This is a genomic window from Burkholderia sp. AU44665 (assembly GCF_030504405.1).
In the GTDB taxonomy this organism is placed as follows: Bacteria; Pseudomonadota; Gammaproteobacteria; order Burkholderiales; family Burkholderiaceae; genus Burkholderia; species Burkholderia semiarida.
Genome location: NZ_JAUJRI010000006.1, coordinates 102431 through 118804 on the forward strand (window position 1 = coordinate 102431; position 16374 = coordinate 118804).

Below are 16374 nucleotides of genomic sequence, written 5' to 3' on the forward strand. Positions count from 1 at the left end.
GAGGTCGGCCGGATGTTTGCACGTGTGCGCCCCGGCACGAATCGTGCCGTTGCATTCGCCAGCCATGCCGCCGACACGCGCCGTTCCCGGCCGTGTTTTCTTCCCGCTTGCCTAAAACTCTCGAATCGCCCCGGTCCGACGTCAAATCCGAAATGGTTCGATAATGCCGACGGCGATCCATGCGGACGAGCGGCCGGCCGGCGTTCGGTTGAAAGGTTGCACGGGCAACCGGCCGACAGCATCGTTCGCGGCATCCGCCCGGCCGTGCCTGCACGGGACACGGCCGACGAAACGGCGCCACGCCTGCCTGATCGTTCGGAATGTGCGCCGCGCCGTTCGAATCCCCACCCGATGCCTGCCAGACCGGCATCGCAACCAGGAGGTGAACGATGATCACGCTGACCGTCAACGGTAGCGAGCAGCACTTCGACGGCAATCCCGACATGCCGTTGCTCTGGTATCTGCGCGATGTCCTCGGCCACACCGGCACCAAGTTCGGCTGCGGCATGGCGCTATGCGGTGCGTGCACCGTCCATCTCGACGGCGTGGCGATCCGGTCTTGCATCACGCCGGTCGCGGCGGCTTCCGGCAAGCGCGTGACGACGATCGAGGGGCTGTCGACGGACCTCACGCACCCGCTGCAGCAGGCGTGGCAGGAACTGAACGTCGCGCAGTGCGGCTACTGTCAGTCCGGGCAGATCATGCAGGCCGCGTCGCTGCTGAAGACGAATCCGCATCCGAGCGACGCCGACATCGACGATGCGATGTCCGGCAACATCTGCCGCTGCGGCACCTATACGCGCATTCGCGCGGCGATCCGGCTGGCCGTGCGCCGCGGAGGTGCCGCATGAGCGCATCCGAACTCTCCGTCCACAACGAAAGCCGCCGCGCGCTGCTGCTCGGCTTCGCGTCAGGCGGGCTGCTGCTCGCGTTCGGCGTGCCGTCGCTCGCGCAGGCGGCCGCGCCCGTGCAGCCGCCCGTCAGCGCGAATCCGCGATACGGCGGCGCGGGCATGCCGCACGGCTTGCGCGACGATCCGAACCTGTTCGTTGCGATCGCAACGGACGGCACCGTCACGGTGACCTGCATCCGCTCCGAGATGGGGCAGGGCGTGCGCACGAGCGTCGCGCTCGTGGTGGCCGACGAGCTGGGCGCGGACTGGGCGCGCGTGAAGGTCGCGCAAGCGGTCGGCGACGAGCCGCGTTACGGCAACCAGAATACCGATGGGTCGCGCAGCTTGCGCCAGAGCTTCGCCGCGCTGCGCCGCGCGGGCGCGGCCGCGCGCACGATGCTCGCGCAGGCGGCCGCTGCGGAGTGGGGCGTCGACGCGCGCCAGGTCAAGGTGACGGTGCACGAGGTCGTCGACCCGAAGACCGGACGCACACTCGGCTTCGGCGAGTTGGCGGCGAAAGCGGCCGCGCTGCCGGTGCCGGATGCGACGACGCTCGCGTTGAAGGCGCCGGCCGAATTCCGCTATATCGGCAAGGGCAGGACGGCGCTGATCGACGGACGCGACATCGTCGGCGGCCGGGCACAGTACGGGATCGATACGCGGCTCGACGGCATGCTGTATGCGGTCGTCGCGCGACCGCCGGCCTACGGCGACACGGTCGCGTCGTTCGATGCGTCGGCCGCCGAGAAGCTGCCGGGCGTCGTCAAGGTCGTGCAACTGGCGTCGACGCCGCTGCCGTCCGGCTTCCAGCCGCTCGGCGGCGTGGCCGTCGTCGCGCGCGATACGTGGACGGCCATCCAGGCACGCGCGCAGTTGAAGATCGACTGGAAGCGCGGGCCGCATGCGGGCTACGACTCGGCCGCCTATCGCAAGACGCTCGAAGCGGCCGCCGCGCAGCCGGGCGACGTGATCCGCAACGACGGCGACGCGGCGGCCGCGCTCGCCGGCGCCGCGAAACGCGTGCGTGCGACGTACTACGTCCCGCATCTCGCGCACGCGACGATGGAGCCGCCCGCGGCCGTCGCGCGCGTGGCCGACGGCCGTTGCGAAGTGTGGACCTGCACGCAGGCGCCGCAGACCACGCGCGACGAGATCGCGAAGGCGCTCGGCTTGCCGACCGAGCGCGTGACGGTCAACGTGACGCTGCTCGGCGGCGGCTTCGGGCGCAAGTCGAAGCCCGATTACGTGGTGGAAGCCGCGCTGCTGTCGAAGTCGGTCGGCGCGCCCGTGAAGCTGACCTTCACGCGCGAGGACGACATCGCGCACGACTACTTCCACGCGGTGTCGCTCGAGGCGTTCGACGGCGGGATCGATGCGTCGGGGAAGGTCGTCGCGTGGCAGCATCGCACGGTCGCGCCGTCGATCCAGTCGACGTTCCGGGCCGGCGTCGTGCACGAGCAGCCGGGCGAACTCGCGCAGGGCATCGCGGATCTGCCGTTCGCGATTCCGAACGTGCGGATCGAGAATCCGGCCGCCGAAGCGCACACGCGGATCGGCTGGTTCCGTTCGGTGTACAACATCCCGCATGCGTTCGGCATCCAGAGTTTCGTGTCGGAGCTCGCGCATGCGGCCGGCCGCGATCCGAAGGATTTCCTGCTCGAACTGATCGGGCCCGCGCGGCGTTTCGAACCGCACATCACGGTGAGGAACGTGAACTACGGCGAGGATCCCGCGCTGTATCCGGTCGATACGGGGCGGCTGCGGCGCGTGGTCGAGACGGTCGCCCGCGAAGCCGGCTGGGGGCGCAAGCTGCCGAAGGGGCACGGGCTCGGGATCGCCGCGCATCGCAGCTTCGTGTCGTACACGGCCGCCGTGTGCGAGGTTCAGGTCGGCGCGGACGGCGGGATCTCGGTGCCGCGCGTCGACATCGCGATCGACTGCGGGCCGCAGGTCAATCCGGAGCGCGTGCGCTCGCAGCTCGAGGGCGCGGTGGTGATGGGGCTCGGCATCGCGCTGCACGGGGAGATCACGTTCAAGGACGGCCACCCGGAGCAGAGCAACTTCAATGGCTTCCAGGTGCTGAGGATGAACGAGGCGCCGCGCGAGATCCGCGTGCATCTCGTCGCGCCGGACGACTACTCGACGCCGCTCGGCGGCGTCGGCGAACCGGGCCTGCCGCCCGTCGCGCCGGCGCTGACCAACGCGATCTTCGCGGCGACCGGCACGCGTATCCGCAGCCTGCCGGTGGCCGATCAGCTCGCGAAACCGCGGGCGGGTTGACGCAACCACCGTTCGTGGCGGCGGCGCCGGGCCGCATCGCGCGGCCCGGCGCGCCTCCCGGTGCGCGGACTCGCGTGTGCGTCGTTGTCGGTGGCGAACGACCGTGCTAAATTTCTGCCGGCCGGAATGCTGACGATCGTGCCGATGCCGAAGGCCATCGTGCGTGCGTCGCGAACCGGCCGAGCGGGCGGATCCCGCGGACCATACCGATGCCCGGCCACGCCGCGCAAGGAGAGAGAAGCGCATGAAAGCCCTGTTGTGTACCGCATTCGGCCCGATCGACCGCTTGCGCATCGAGGACGTCGCGATTCCCGAACCGGCTGCCGGGCAGGTCCGGATCCAGGTGAAGGCGGCGTCGCTCAATTTTCCCGACGCGCTGATCGTCCAGGGGCTCTATCAGGTGAAACCGGCGCTGCCGTTTTCGCCGGGCGCCGAGTTTGCCGGCGTGATCGATGCGGTCGGCGACGGCGTCACCGCATGGCGGCCCGGCGATTCCGTGATGGCGTTTACCGGGCACGGCGGGTTCGCGCAGCAGTGCGTGGCCGATGCGCACCAGCTCGCCGCGCTGCCGCCGGGCATGACGTTCGAGCAGGGCGCGGCGCTCGTGCTCGCCTACGGTACGTCGCTGCACGCGTTGCAGCAGCGTGCGCGGTTGCAGGCGGGCGAGACGCTGCTCGTGCTGGGTGCGGCCGGCGGCGTCGGGCTCGCCGCGATCGAGATCGCGAAAGCGCTCGGTGCGCGCGTGATCGCGGCGGCGTCGAGCGCGGACAAGCTCGCGCTGTGCCGCGACGCGGGCGCCGACGAGACGATCGACTATGCGACCGAGGATCTGCGCCGCCGCGTGGACGAACTGACCGGCGGGCGCGGCGCCGACGTCGTCTACGATCCGGTGGGCGGCGCATGCAGCGAAGCGGCGCTGCGTGCGACCGCGTGGCGCGGCCGGTTTCTCGTGGTCGGCTTCGCGGCCGGCGAGATTCCGAAGATCGCGCTGAACCTCGCGCTGCTGAAGGAGCGCGACATTCTCGGCGTGTTCTGGGGCGATGCGGTGCGGCGCGATCCGGCGCAGCATGCCGCGAACATGCGGCTGCTCGCCGAATGGTTCGCGGCCGGCAAGGTGCGGCCCGCGATCACCGAGCGCGTGTCGCTGGACGGTGCGGCCGACGCGATCGCGCGGATGGCGAACCGGCAGGTGAAGGGCAAGGTGGTGATTTTCCCGGACGCGTGATCCGGTTTCGCCGCGCGGCGATTCAACGCGGGCCGCGCGGCGGGTTCTTCATGACGACGGGCGCGGGGCGACCGTTGTAAAGGCATCCTCGCCATGTAGTCAGACGCACGATGTCGAGCGGCGGTGAAGCGAACCGCCGCGCCGCGGCGTCAATCCTTCGGCAGACGCAGCGTATCGAGCGCGTGCTGCGAAAACTCGACCCAGAACCGCTCGTTCGCGATGCCGGCCTGCAGCACCAGATGCTGCAGGCGCTTCGTGCGTGACTCGCCGGCCGCCGGAGCGCCGGCCGCCAAAAAATCACGCGCCTCGATTTGCAGATACAGGTCGAGCTTTTCCTGATGCAGCGCGATGCGCCGCCGGATCTCGTCCTCGAGGCCGGCCGGCCCGAGCACGGCCTCCGCGCGCAGGCGCACCATCAATGCTTCGCGCAACGGCGTCGGATCTTCCGGTTCGGCGATCCAGCGCCGCAATTCCTTCTTGCCGGCCGGCAGGATCCGGTACGCGCGCTTGCGGCCGCGACCGGATTCGGCCGGCAGCGATTCGATCCAGCCCGCTTCCTCGAGACGCCCGAGTTCGCGATAGATCTGCTGATGCGTCGCCTGCCAGAAGTAGCCGATCGAGCGATCGAAACGATCGGCGAGCTCGGACCCCGAACCGGGACGTTCGGCGAGGGCGGTGAGAAGCGCGTGAGGCAGGGACATGTCGGATCGAAGGAGGCTGCGCAATGGCCTGCATCTTGCCATATCGGGGCCACGGCACAAACGACGGGACTCTGTTTATGCAACATGTTGCATAAACGAGGGCGGCGAGCTACCATTCGTGCAACTTGTTGCATAAAAATTGGAGACGCTCCCGATGACATCCCGTTATCCGCATTTGACGACCCCGCTCGAACTCGGCTTCACGTCGCTCCGGAACCGCGTGCTGATGGGGTCGATGCACGTCGGCCTCGAGGAGGCGCCGAACGGCTTCGAGCGGATGGCGGCGTTCTATGCGGAGCGCGCACGGGGCGAGGCCGGGCTGATCGTCACGGGCGGCTTCGCGCCGAACGAGCGTGGCCGCCCGGCGCCCGGCGGCGCGATGCTGACGACCGAAGCGGAAGCCGAACGCCATCGTGTCGTGACGCGCGCGGTGCACGCGGAAGGCGGCAGGATCGCGTTGCAGATCCTGCATTTCGGGCGCTATGCGTATCACCCGGCGCTCGCGGCGCCCAGCGCGCTGAAGGCGCCGATCAACCGGTTCACGCCGCATGCGTTGACGAGCGACGAGGTCGACGAGACGATCGCCGATTTCGTGCGATGCGCGGCGCTCGCGCAGCATGCGGGCTACGACGGCGTCGAGATCATGGGCTCCGAGGGCTACCTGATCAACGAATTCATCGCCGCGCGCACGAACCATCGCGACGATGCGTGGGGCGGTGCGTACGACAACCGCATCCGCTTCGCGGTCGAGATCGTGCGGCGCGTGCGCGAACGCGTCGGCGCGAACTTCATCGTCATCTACCGGCTGTCGATGCTCGATCTCGTCGAAGGCGGCTCGACGCTCGACGAGGTGATCCGGCTCGCGCGGGCGATCGAGGCGGCCGGCGCGACGATCCTCAACACCGGTATCGGCTGGCACGAGGCGCGCATTCCGACCATCGCGACCAAGGTGCCGCGCGCCGCGTATGCGTGGGTGACGCGGCAACTGATGGGCAAGGTCGGCATTCCGCTCGTCGCGACCAACCGGATCAACACGCCGGAAGTCGCCGAGCAACTGCTCGCCGACGGCTATTGCGACATGGTGTCGATGGCGCGGCCGTTCCTCGCCGATGCCGAATTCGTCCGCAAGGCGCGGGAAGGGCGCGCGGACGAAATCAACACGTGCATCGGCTGCAACCAGGCGTGTCTCGACCATACGTTCAGCGGCAGGATCACGTCGTGCCTCGTGAACCCGCGTGCGTGCCATGAAACCGAGCTCGTGATTCGTCCCGCGCCGCGGCGCAAGCGGATTGCGGTGGTCGGCGCGGGCCCGGCGGGCCTCGGCTTCGCGGTCACGGCGGCCGAACGCGGTCACGCGGTCACGCTGTACGAGGCCGGCGCCGAGATCGGCGGCCAGTTCAACCTCGCGAAGAAGGTGCCCGGCAAGGAAGAGTTCAACGAGACGCTGCGCTACTTCCGCCGGCAGATCGAGTTGCGCGGCATCACGCTGCACGTCAATACGCGTGCGAGCGCCGAGATGCTGTTGCAACGCGAATTCGACGAAGTGGTGATCGCGACGGGCATCGTGCCGCGTACACCGCCGATCGAAGGCGTCGACCATCCGAAGGCGCTCGGCTATCTCGACGTGCTGCGCGACGGCAACGCCGTCGGCCGCAGCGTCGCGATCGTCGGCGCGGGCGGCATCGGCTTCGACGTCGCCGAATATCTCGTTCATCGCGACGGCGGCGAGCGCGTCGATGCCGACCGTTTCTTCAGCGAATGGGGTGTCGACAGCACGTATGCGACCGCGGGCGGGCTCGGCGCCGCGCGGCCCGAGCCGGCGGCGCGGCACGTGCATCTGCTGCAGCGCAAGGCGTCGAAAGTCGGCGACGGGCTCGGCAAGACCACCGGATGGATTCACCGCGCGGCGCTGAAGGCGCGCGGCGTCGGGATGTCGTCGGCGGTCACGTACCGGCGCATCGACGACGACGGTTTCCACGTGACGATCGACGGCGTCGAGCAGACGCTGCCGGTGGACAACGTCGTGATCTGCGCGGGGCAGGAGCCGTCGCGCGAGCTGGCGGAGCAACTGCAAGCCGCCGGATGCCGCGTGCATCTGATCGGCGGCGCATACGAGGCCGCCGAACTCGATGCGAAGCGCGCGATTCACCAGGGCACGACGCTGGCCGCGACGCTTTGATACCGACTCGTTTCCATTCGATCCAACAACGTTACTGGAGACCGCGATGACGCACTCACTGCTGAATGTTCATCCCGCCGTCGCGAAATCGCTCGACGCGTGGCACGCGATGGTCGAGCGCAGGGATTTCGGCGCGCTGGAATCGATCGTCCATCCGGACGCCGTGTTCCGTTCGCCGATGGCGTTCAAGCCGTACGGGCCGGCGCCCGCGCTGCTGATGGCGCTGCGCACGGTGATCACGATCCTCGAGAATTTCACGTATCACCGCCAGTTCGCGACCGACGACGGCAAGAGCGTCGTGCTGGAGTTCGACGCGACCGTCGGCGACAAGGCGCTGAAGGGGATCGACATGATCCGCTTCGACGACGAAGGGCGAATCGTCGAATTCGAGGTGATGATCCGGCCGTTCAATGCGCTGCAGGCGCTCGGCGCGGAAATGGGTGCACGGCTCGGGCAGCTGTTGCCGGCGTTCAAGACCGGCGGGTGAGCGGGAACACGCGCTAGCGTGCAACCGGCTTGCGGCCGCGTTGCCGGCCCCGCGCGAGGTCGGGCGCAGCCTCGACGACGCGCACGGCAAGCGCGTACGTGTGCGGGTGCACGCGTTCACGGCACGCAATCGGCCGCAGGCCGACAAGCCGCGGATGCAGTTCGGTTTCCCGCCGCAGACGCGCGGAGCTGCGACCCAAGCTGTCAAAATCCTGACGAACCAAGTTGATATATTGTATCATCCGAGGTTTTCGTCGCCGGCCGGGCGGGCTGCCCGGGCCGCTCGTGTGCGACGACATCCTGCGAAGATCGATACGACGTGACGAGAATCGGACACACCCCGGCGCGCGGGGCGCGGCGCCATGCCGCGCCGCGCCGGAACGCGAGCGCCTGGCGCACGCGCGCGGCACGCGGTTGCACGACCTTGGTCGGCTGCGCGATCGCGACCACCGGCGCGCTGGCCGCCGAAGCCGCCGCATCGGCGCCGGACGACCGGCACGCGCTGCCGGCGATCAGCGTCACGGCTTCGTCCGCACCGGCCGATCCGCTGACGCAACCGCTCGAAACGGGCTCGCGGCTCGGGCTCGCGAGCCTCGACACGCCCGCGAGCGTCGAAACCGTCACGGCCGATACGATCGAAGCACGCGGCGATCGCACCGTGCTCGACGCGGTCACGCGCACGGCCGGCTTTGCGAGCGCGATCGCACCGGGCACCGGTGGCACCGCATCGAGCGTGCGCGGCTTCAGCGGGCAGGAATCGGTGATGATGTTGCTCGACGGCGTGCGGCTGATGCCGGCGGCCGGCACGATCACGTTTCCGTTCGACACGTGGTCGGTCGCGCGCATCGAGGTGCTGCGCGGGCCGGCATCGGTGCTGTACGGCGAAGGGGCGATCGGCGGGGTCGTGAACGTGGTGCCGAAGCGGCCTCGGCGCACGCGCGAGACGACGCTGCAGGCCGGCGTCGGCCCCGACGGCGCGAAGCGCTTCGCGTTCGATACGACGGGCGCGCTCGGCCCGCGGCTGTCGTACCGCTTCTACGCGAGCGATGCGCGCGCGAACGGTCTCGCCGAGCGGGCCGATACGCATACGACGGCCATCGGCGGCGCGCTGACAGTCGACGTGAGCCCCCGGCTCACGCTGACGCTCGACTACGACTACGGGCGCCAGATGCCCGCGACGTACTATGGCGTGCCCGCGCCGAACGGCGTGCTCGATCCGTCGCTGCGCAAGCTGAACTACACGGTCGGTGACGCGACGATTTCGTACTACGACCAGTGGACGCGCCTGTCGGCCAGCTACCGGCCCGCGGCCGGCGTGACGATCGACAACCAGCTCTACTACCTGACCTCGAACCGCCACTGGCGCAATGCCGAATCGTATGTGCTGGACCGCGCGACGGGACGTGTCACGCGCGGCGACTATCTCGACATCGGCCACCATCAGCGACAGATCGGCGACCGGCTGAGCGCGCGCTTCGACGGCATGCTGTTCGGTCGCGCGAACCGTTTCGTCGTCGGCACGGAATTCAGCCAGACCACGTTCAGCGGCATCAACAATTCGCCGTACGGCGGCGAAACGACGGTACCGGCGCACGGCTTCGATCCCGGCGTATTCACGAGCCCGGACCCGACCGTGCCGCAGTTCAGCACGCGCGCGCGGCAGGCGGCGGTATTCGCGGAGAACCGGCTCGAGGTGCTGCCGCGGCTCGCGTGGGTGAGCGGGCTGCGCTACGACCACATCGCGTTCAGCCGCGAGCAGGCGGCGACCGGCGCGCGCTTCGACAAGCGATTCGCGAACGTCGGCTGGCGCACCGGTTTCGTGTTCGACATCGCACCGACGTTCACCGCGTATGCGCAGTACACGACGGGCGCGGAGGGCGTCGGCTCGCTGTTGACGCTGTCGGCGTCGCAGGCGGGCTACCGGCTCGCGACCGGCGAACAGTGGGAAGCCGGCCTCAAGCAGACGCTGCCCGACGGTCGCGCGTACTGGACGTTCGCCGTGTACGACATCACGAAGCGCAACCTGCTCAGCACCGATCCGTTCAATCCGGCGCTGCGCCAGCAGGTTGGCCGGCAATCGTCGCGCGGCGTCGAGCTGACGGGCGGCGCGCGGCTGCCGCACGGCTGGACGGTCGATGCGAACGTCGCGCTGCTGCGTGCGCGCTACGACGCATTCAACCAGACGGCCGGCGGCGCGACGGTGTCGCGGGCCGGCAACGTGCCGTCCGGCGTGCCGCAGCGGACCGCGAACCTGTGGCTCGGCTGGGCGTTCGCCGAGCGCTGGCAGGCGAATGCGGGCGTGCGCTACGTCGGCCCGACCTACGGCGACGACGCCAATCGCATACAGGTGCCGTCGTATACGGTGTTCGATGCGTCGCTGCGCTGGCAGCCGACGTCGCGCACCGAGCTCGCGCTGACGCTGCGCAATCTCGCGAACCGCACGTACGCGGTGACGACGTCGAACGGCGGCGAGCAATGGCTGCTCGGCCCGTCGCGCTCGGCGGAGCTCGTCGCGACGATGCGCTTCTAAGCCGGCACGACATGCGTGCCGTCACCCACATGCTCGACATCGAACGCGTGCGCTGGTCTCCCGGCGGCGCGGTCGACGTGCTCGATTCGGTGACGCTGACGGTGGCCGAAGGCGAATTCGTCGGGCTGGTCGGCCCGAACGGCAGCGGCAAGACGAGCCTGCTGCGCTGCGTGTTCCGCTACGCGCGCCCCGACGCGGGTCGCGTCGCGCTCGACGCCGAGGACGTGTGGCGCATGCGGCCGCGCGCGGTCGCGCGGCGCATCGCGGTGCTGCAGCAGGAAACGCCGGACGATTTCGGGCTGACGGTCGACGAACTGGTCGGCATGGGCCGCACGCCGCACAAACGGGCGTTCGATGCGGAATCGGCCGACGATCGCCGGATCGTCGACTCCGCGCTGCACGACGTCGGCCTCGTCGAGCGCCGCGCCCAGCGCTTCGCGTCGCTGTCGGGCGGCGAGAAGCAGCGCGCGCTGCTGGCTCGCGCGCTCGCGCAGCAGCCCGAGCTGCTGTTGCTCGACGAACCGACCAACCATCTCGACCTGCGTCACCAACTCGAACTGCTCGCGCGCGTGCGCCGCCTCGGCATCGCGACGCTCGCGACGATTCATGACCTCAATCTCGCGGCCGCGTATTGCGACCGGCTCCATGTGCTCGCGCACGGCCGCGTCGTCGCGTCCGGCGCGCCGGACGACGTGCTGACCGAAGCGCTGCTGCGCGACGTGTTCGGCGTCGCCGCGCTCGTCGATCGCCATCCCGTCACGGGCCGCCCGCGCATCACGCCGCTTCATCCGGAATGACCGCCATGCCGTTTACTCTCTTGTCCTTCGTGTCCCGCCGGCTGCTTGCCGCCGCCGTGCTCGGCTGCGCGGCCGTTCACGCGCTCGCCTATCCGGTCACCGTGCGCAGTTGCGACCGCGACGTGACGTTCGAGCATGCGCCACGGCGTGCGGTGAGCAACGACGTGAACCTCACCGAGATGATGCTCGTGCTTGGCCTGAAGGACCGGCTCGTCGGCTATACGGGCATCGGCGGCTGGAAGACGGGCACCGCGCGCGTGCGCGACGCATTGCGCGGCGTGCCCGAACTGGCGAGCCAGTATCCGTCGCTGGAAGTGCTGGCCGCCGCGCGCGCCGACTTCTATCTCGCCGGCTGGAACTACGGGATGCATGTCGGCGGGCCGGTGACGCCGGCGACGCTCGCGCCGTTCGGCATCCGCACGTACGAACTGACCGAATCGTGTTCGCACGTGATGAAGCAGTCGGCCGCATCGTTCGACGACGTGTTCCGCGACCTGACCAATCTCGGCCGGATCTTCGGCGTCGATGCGCGCGCCGCGCAGGTCGTCGCCGCGATGCGCGCGCGGCTCGCGGCGGTGTCGCGTGCGATCGGGCGCCCGGCGCCGCTGCGCGTGTTCGTGTACGACAGCGGCACCGACAAGCCGATGACGGCGGGCGGGCTCGCGATGCCGACCGCGCTGCTCGCGGCGGCGGGCGCACGCAACGTGATGGACGACCTGCCGCGCAGCTGGACGCAGGTGAGCTGGGAAAGCGTGGTCGCGCGCGATCCGCAGGTGATCGTGATCGTCGACTATTCGGCGGTCACGGCCGCGCAGAAGCAGCAGTTCCTGTCGAGCCAGCCGGCGCTCGCGCGCGTGGCCGCGATCCGCGACCGGCGCTTCGTCGTGATTCCGTACGACGCCGCGACGCCGGGCCCCGAGAACGTCGCGGCCGTCGAGACGCTCGCACGCGCGCTGTATCCGGCCGCATTTGCCGGAGCGGCGCGATGAGCGAGCGCGGGCGGGCGGCGCGGCCCCGCATGCGCGTGGTGCTGCCGGCGCTGGCCGTGCTGCTGATCGCGTCGATCGTCGTGTCGGCCGCGTTCGGCCCGGCGCCGATCGCGATGCCGGCCGCGGTGCGGATCGTCGCCGCGCACGTCGCGTCGGCGTTCGGCGGCGCCGACGCGTTCGCCGCGGCAGCGGGCGACGACAGCATCGTGTGGCTGATCCGGATGCCGCGTGCGCTGCTGGCCGCGATCGTCGGCGCGACGCTGGCGACGGTCGGCGTCGCGTTGCAGGCGGCGACCGCGAACCGCCTGGCCGATCCGCACCTGCTCGGCGTGAGCGCGGGCGCGATGCTCGGCGCGGTCGCGGTCACGGTGGTGGCCGGCGCGGCGTTCGGCCCGTTTACGCTGTCGGCCGCCGCCTTTGCGGGGGCGCTCGCGGCCACCGCGTGCGTGGTCGCGCTCGCTTACCGGAGCGGCCGGCTCGAATCGGACCGGCTGCTGCTCGCGGGCGTGTCGGTGTCGTTCATGATGGCCGCGTTCGGCAACCTGCTGCTGTATCTCGGCGACCAGCGCGCCGCATCGTCGGTGCTGTTCTGGATGCTCGGCGGCGTCGGGCTCGCGCGCTGGGACCTGCTGCCGGTGCCGGCCGTGTGCGCGGTGCTCGCCGTCGGCGCGCTCCATGCGCGCCGACGCGAACTGAATGCGCTGATGTCGGGCGATGTCGCCGCCGCGTCGCTCGGCGTGCCGAGCGCACGGATGCGGCGCGAGGTGTTCGTCGTCGCGTCGTTCGCGACGGGCGCGATGGTCGCGGTGAGCGGCGCGATCGGCTTCGTCGGGCTCGTGACGCCGCATCTGTGCCGTCGCGTCGTCGGCGCCGAGCACGGCCGGCTGCTGCCGGTCGCCGCGCTCGCGGGCGCGATCCTGCTCGTATGGGCCGATGTCGCCGCGCGCACGCTCGCGGCGCCGGAGGATCTGCCGATCGGCATCGTGACCGCACTGTTCGGCAGCCTGTTCTTCGTCGCGCTGCTGCGTCGGCGCTGAGCGGCGGCGCGGTCGGGCGGGGCAGGCCGACCACGCCGCGTGTTTTATCGAAGCGGGATGACCGCACCCGCGCCGCTGCGGTGGCGCGCGTCGGCGTGCGTGCTCGCCGCGCCCTGCGCGACGTCGAAGAGCGTGTCAGGCAGCGCGCGCATGGGCAGCGTGATCACGAAGCGCGCGCCGCCGAGCGGCGAATCCTCGAGCCGCACGTCGCCGCCGTGCACCTGCGCGACGCGCCGCACGATCGCGAGCCCGAGCCCGAAGCCGCCGGTCTGCCGGTCGCGGCTCGAATCCAGCCGCTGGAACGGCTCGAACACGCGGGCACGTTCGGCGGCCGGAATGCCGGGGCCGTCGTCGTCGACGCTCAGCACGAGCGCGCCGGACCGGTCTCGCGTGGCGGCCAGCACGACCTTGCGCGACGCATAGCGCGCGCCGTTGCGAATCAGGTTCAGCAGCGCGCGGGCGACGAGCTTCGGATCGCAGACATGGGTCGCGGGCGCATCGAGCGTCGACACGTCGAGCGCGATGCCGCGATCGGCGATGTCGTCCGCGACGTTGCCGGCGACGCTGTCGATCAGCGCGTCGACGTCGACTTCCATCGGCGCGAGCTCGCTCGCCCCCTGTTCGAGCCGGCCGATCGTCAGCAGCTCGGTGACGAGCTCGTCGAGTTCGCGCACGTCGCGCCGCAGCGCGTCGCGGCGCTCGCGCATCCGGCCTGTTTCGTCGGCGTCGGCGAGCAGCGCGAGCCCGAATTCGAGTCGGGCGAGCGGCGTTTTCAGTTCATGCGAGATGCCGTGCATCATTTCGCGCTGCTGCTTGATCGACGCCTCGATGCGCGCGGCCATGTCGTTGAACTGCTGCGACAGCTCGTAGATGTTCGACTTGCCCGACAGCTTCACGCGCGTCGACAGCATCCCGGCGCCGAACGCGCGCGCGGCATCCTGCAGCCGGCGAATGTCGCGCCAGTGATAGTGAATCCACAGCACCACCGCGAGCAGCGTCGCGAGCGCGAGCAGCATGTACGCATAGATGCGGATGTCGAGGTCCGGCGCCTCGATCGGGCGCGCATGCAGCACCGAGCCGTCCGCGAGCGGCATGTAGTAATCCTTGCCGTTGTAGCTGATCGCGATCCGGCCGGCATCGAGATCGCGCAGCGGCGCGCCGCTCAATTGCGCACGCGCGTCGGCCATCGACATGAAGCCGAACCCTTCGCGGCCGTGCAACGCGAGTTCGCGCAACGCAAGCTCGCGCTGCGCGCCGGGATGGCGTTCGAGATAGTCGTTCAGCACGAACGAGTAGGTCGTCAGCGAGTCGCGCTGAGCCTGCGCGCCGCGCTCGTAGAAGATCCGGTCGAACGACAGCTGGATGAAGATGATCGACGCGCCGACGAACAGGATCACGACGAGATACAACCGGAGTAGCGGGCGCAGCATTCACTCGTCCCATGCGGAAGGGCTGAACAGGTAGCCGCGGCCCCAGATCGTCTTGATCTTGTGCGGCTCCGACGAAGCGTCCTCGAAGCGGCGGCGCAGCTTCGAGATGCCGGAATCGACCGAGCGGTCGAGCCCGTCGAATTCGATCCCGCGCAACTGCTTCAGGATGTCGTCGCGGCTCAGCACGGTGCCGGCCGCGCGCGCAAGGATCAGCAGCAGGTTGAATTCGGCGGTCTTCAGCTCGACCGGCTCGCCGCGCCACGTGACGGTGCGGTTCGGCGGCGAGATCGTGAGTTCGCCGAATACGAGCGCGTCGGGCGCGACGGCCGGCGCTTCCACCGCGGCCGGCTGCGCGCGGCGCAACAGCGCGCGGGCGCGTGCGACGAGCACGCGCGGCTCGATCGGCTTCGTCACGTAGTCGTCGGCGCCTGTCTCGAGCCCGGCGACCTGGTCGTACACGTCCGCGCGCGCGGTCAGGATCAGCACCGGGACGTTGGTGAATGCGCGGATGCGCCGGCAGACTTCCATGCCGTCGAGATTCGGCAGCATCAGGTCGAGTATCACGAGGGCCGGCTGGTGCTCGCGGACGCCCGCGACAGCGAGGTCGCCGCGCCGCACGACCGTCACCGCGAATTCGTAGCCGTCGAGATATTCGCGGACGAGCTGCGCGAGGCGATCGTCGTCCTCGATCAGCAGCACACGGTATTTGAGCGGAACTTCGTTCATGGTCTCCTCAGGGCGCACGCGCCATTTCGCACCCGGCGGGGTGGTGCGCGACGCGGCACGCGAATTCTAGCCGGCGGATCGACCGGCGGGGCAGCGGGGAGACAATCTCGAACAATCGAACACAATTGCGCACAGATTCGCCGCACATTCGGGACAGTCTCGGCGCAGGGCGGCACCTAGACTGCGGGCTTCGTCACTCTTATCTCAATATTGTGCGCCCATTACTTCGACGCTACCGCTATTGCATGCCGCTCGCCGGCCTGACCCTCGCCGCCGCCGCCCACGCGGAAAACCAGTATGCGTTGTCGCTCGGCGGCGGGTTCGCACCGCGCTACGCGGGCAGCAACCAGTATCGCGGCGTCGTCGCGCCGTCGTTTTCCGCCACGTTCGGCAACGGCTTCTTCATCGACAGCACGCAGGGCGCCGGCTACCGGCTGAACCTGCCGCACGGTGCGTTCGTGTCGGCGGCGGTGAGCTATGACGCGGGCCGCGCGGACGAGAACCGCTTCGATCTGCCGGGCTCCGACTACCTGAAGGGAATGGGGCGGATTCCGGGCTCGGTGCTCGTCGGCGTGCGCGCCGGCGTGACGTTCTTCGATGCGGCGGAACTGAGCGTCACGATCGATACGCCGGTGACGCACACGTCGCGCGGCGTGTCGGGGCACGTGGATCTCGCGGTGCCGGTACTCAAGACGTCGCGGCACGAGATCATCGTGACGGGCACCGTGCACGCGGGCTCGGGACGCTACATGCAGACCTTCTACGGCGTGACCGATGCACAGTCGCTGACGAGCCGGTTCCGGCCGTATTCGGCGAGCGGCGGGATCGACAGCGCGTCGATGGCGGTGGCATGGAACTGGACGCTGTCGCGGCACTGGTCGGTGCTCGCGACCGGCGGCGTGACGCGGCTGCTCGGCCGCGCGGGCGACAGCCCGATCGTGCAGTCGCGCAGCAACTACTACGGCATCGCGGGCGTCACCTACAAGTTCTGAACGGATGCCGACGCGGGCCGGCGTGTGCCGGGCGCATGCGTTGCGTCGGCGTCGCGCGGTCGCCGCGAACCGCGTGCGGTAACATGCGCTCGGGTCCGGCGTCGGGCCGG

General features: G+C 69.8%; 13 protein-coding genes. 10 read left to right on the forward strand and 3 right to left on the reverse strand.

What is annotated here, in order from left to right; all coding sequences use genetic code 11:
• Positions 1 to 389 precede the first annotated feature (389 nt).
• From QZM15_RS15120 to QZM15_RS15130, 3 genes are all read left to right on the forward strand, one after another.
• Positions 390 to 851: a (2Fe-2S)-binding protein gene (locus QZM15_RS15120; protein WP_059573824.1), complete on the forward strand. Its 462-nt coding sequence runs from the start codon at positions 390 to 392 to the stop codon at positions 849 to 851.
• Positions 848 to 3172 (forward strand): xanthine dehydrogenase family protein molybdopterin-binding subunit, encoded by a 2325-nt coding sequence (locus QZM15_RS15125; RefSeq protein WP_302106658.1) that lies wholly within the window; start codon positions 848 to 850, stop codon positions 3170 to 3172. Before QZM15_RS15120 ends, QZM15_RS15125 begins: the two co-directional genes overlap by 4 nt.
• 244 nt (positions 3173 to 3416) lie before the next feature.
• Positions 3417 to 4397 (forward strand): NADPH:quinone oxidoreductase family protein, encoded by a 981-nt coding sequence (locus tag QZM15_RS15130; RefSeq protein ID WP_302106659.1) that lies wholly within the window; start codon positions 3417 to 3419, stop codon positions 4395 to 4397.
• A gap of 149 nt (positions 4398 to 4546) precedes the next feature.
• Here the strand turns inward: QZM15_RS15130 and QZM15_RS15135 are convergent, their stop codons facing one another.
• The gene (locus tag QZM15_RS15135) at positions 4547 to 5098 is read right to left on the reverse strand and encodes a PadR family transcriptional regulator (protein WP_302106660.1); all 552 of its coding nucleotides are present in this window, start codon (positions 5096 to 5098) and stop codon (positions 4547 to 4549) included.
• Positions 5099 to 5252: 154 nt separating this feature from the next.
• On the opposite strand from QZM15_RS15135, the gene QZM15_RS15140 reads away from it, so the two are divergent.
• The 6 genes from QZM15_RS15140 to QZM15_RS15165 all read left to right on the forward strand — a co-directional run bounded on the left by QZM15_RS15140 (position 5253) and on the right by QZM15_RS15165 (position 13116).
• Positions 5253 to 7277 carry an FAD-dependent oxidoreductase gene (locus QZM15_RS15140; RefSeq protein ID WP_302106661.1) on the forward strand — a complete coding sequence of 675 codons (2025 nt, stop codon included), beginning with the start codon at positions 5253 to 5255 and terminating at the stop codon, positions 7275 to 7277.
• A 46-nt stretch (positions 7278 to 7323) separates the two neighbouring features.
• Positions 7324 to 7764, forward strand: a complete 441-nt coding sequence (locus tag QZM15_RS15145) for a nuclear transport factor 2 family protein (protein WP_226225408.1) — start codon at positions 7324 to 7326, stop codon at positions 7762 to 7764.
• A 438-nt stretch (positions 7765 to 8202) separates the two neighbouring features.
• A complete protein-coding gene (locus QZM15_RS15150; protein WP_302106778.1) occupies positions 8203 to 10293 on the forward strand; it encodes a TonB-dependent siderophore receptor in 2091 nt (696 codons plus the stop codon).
• 11 nt (positions 10294 to 10304) lie between these two features.
• A complete protein-coding gene (locus QZM15_RS15155) occupies positions 10305 to 11090 on the forward strand; it encodes an ABC transporter ATP-binding protein (RefSeq protein WP_060965887.1) in 786 nt (261 codons plus the stop codon).
• The gene (locus tag QZM15_RS15160; protein ID WP_302106662.1) at positions 11087 to 12079 is read left to right on the forward strand and encodes an ABC transporter substrate-binding protein; all 993 of its coding nucleotides are present in this window, start codon (positions 11087 to 11089) and stop codon (positions 12077 to 12079) included. The genes QZM15_RS15155 and QZM15_RS15160 overlap by 4 nt, the downstream gene beginning before the upstream one ends.
• Positions 12076 to 13116, forward strand: a complete 1041-nt coding sequence (locus tag QZM15_RS15165; protein WP_124861069.1) for an iron ABC transporter permease — start codon at positions 12076 to 12078, stop codon at positions 13114 to 13116. The genes QZM15_RS15160 and QZM15_RS15165 overlap by 4 nt, the downstream gene beginning before the upstream one ends.
• Before the next feature lie 44 nt (positions 13117 to 13160).
• Here the strand turns inward: QZM15_RS15165 and QZM15_RS15170 are convergent, their stop codons facing one another.
• Positions 13161 to 14546, reverse strand: coding sequence for an ATP-binding protein (locus QZM15_RS15170; RefSeq protein ID WP_302106663.1), 1386 nt, complete (start codon positions 14544 to 14546; stop codon positions 13161 to 13163).
• Positions 14547 to 15272: a response regulator gene (locus tag QZM15_RS15175; protein ID WP_059573813.1), complete on the reverse strand. Its 726-nt coding sequence runs from the start codon at positions 15270 to 15272 to the stop codon at positions 14547 to 14549.
• A gap of 245 nt (positions 15273 to 15517) precedes the next feature.
• Here QZM15_RS15175 and QZM15_RS15180 point away from each other — a divergent pair, with 245 nt between their 5' ends.
• Entirely contained in the window at positions 15518 to 16264 is a 747-nt protein-coding gene (locus QZM15_RS15180) for a MipA/OmpV family protein (RefSeq protein ID WP_124861064.1), read from the forward strand.
• Positions 16265 to 16374 lie beyond the last annotated feature (110 nt).

Bases quoted from the DNA above. Each gene is read 5' to 3' on its own strand.
- QZM15_RS15155 (WP_060965887.1), top strand. From the start codon at position 10,305: ATGCGTGCCGTCACCCACATGCTCGACATCGAACGCGTGCGCTGGTCT.
- QZM15_RS15170 (WP_302106663.1), bottom strand. From the start codon at position 14,546: ATGCTGCGCCCGCTACTCCGGTTGTATCTCGTCGTGATCCTGTTCGTC.
- QZM15_RS15165 (WP_124861069.1), top strand. From the start codon at position 12,076: ATGAGCGAGCGCGGGCGGGCGGCGCGGCCCCGCATGCGCGTGGTGCTG.
- QZM15_RS15135 (WP_302106660.1), bottom strand. From the start codon at position 5,098: ATGTCCCTGCCTCACGCGCTTCTCACCGCCCTCGCCGAACGTCCCGGT.
- QZM15_RS15140 (WP_302106661.1), top strand. From the start codon at position 5,253: ATGACATCCCGTTATCCGCATTTGACGACCCCGCTCGAACTCGGCTTC.
- QZM15_RS15160 (WP_302106662.1), top strand. From the start codon at position 11,087: ATGACCGCCATGCCGTTTACTCTCTTGTCCTTCGTGTCCCGCCGGCTG.
- QZM15_RS15175 (WP_059573813.1), bottom strand. From the start codon at position 15,272: ATGAACGAAGTTCCGCTCAAATACCGTGTGCTGCTGATCGAGGACGAC.
- QZM15_RS15180 (WP_124861064.1), top strand. From the start codon at position 15,518: ATGCCGCTCGCCGGCCTGACCCTCGCCGCCGCCGCCCACGCGGAAAAC.
- QZM15_RS15130 (WP_302106659.1), top strand. From the start codon at position 3,417: ATGAAAGCCCTGTTGTGTACCGCATTCGGCCCGATCGACCGCTTGCGC.
- QZM15_RS15125 (WP_302106658.1), top strand. From the start codon at position 848: ATGAGCGCATCCGAACTCTCCGTCCACAACGAAAGCCGCCGCGCGCTG.
- QZM15_RS15145 (WP_226225408.1), top strand. From the start codon at position 7,324: ATGACGCACTCACTGCTGAATGTTCATCCCGCCGTCGCGAAATCGCTC.
- QZM15_RS15120 (WP_059573824.1), top strand. From the start codon at position 390: ATGATCACGCTGACCGTCAACGGTAGCGAGCAGCACTTCGACGGCAAT.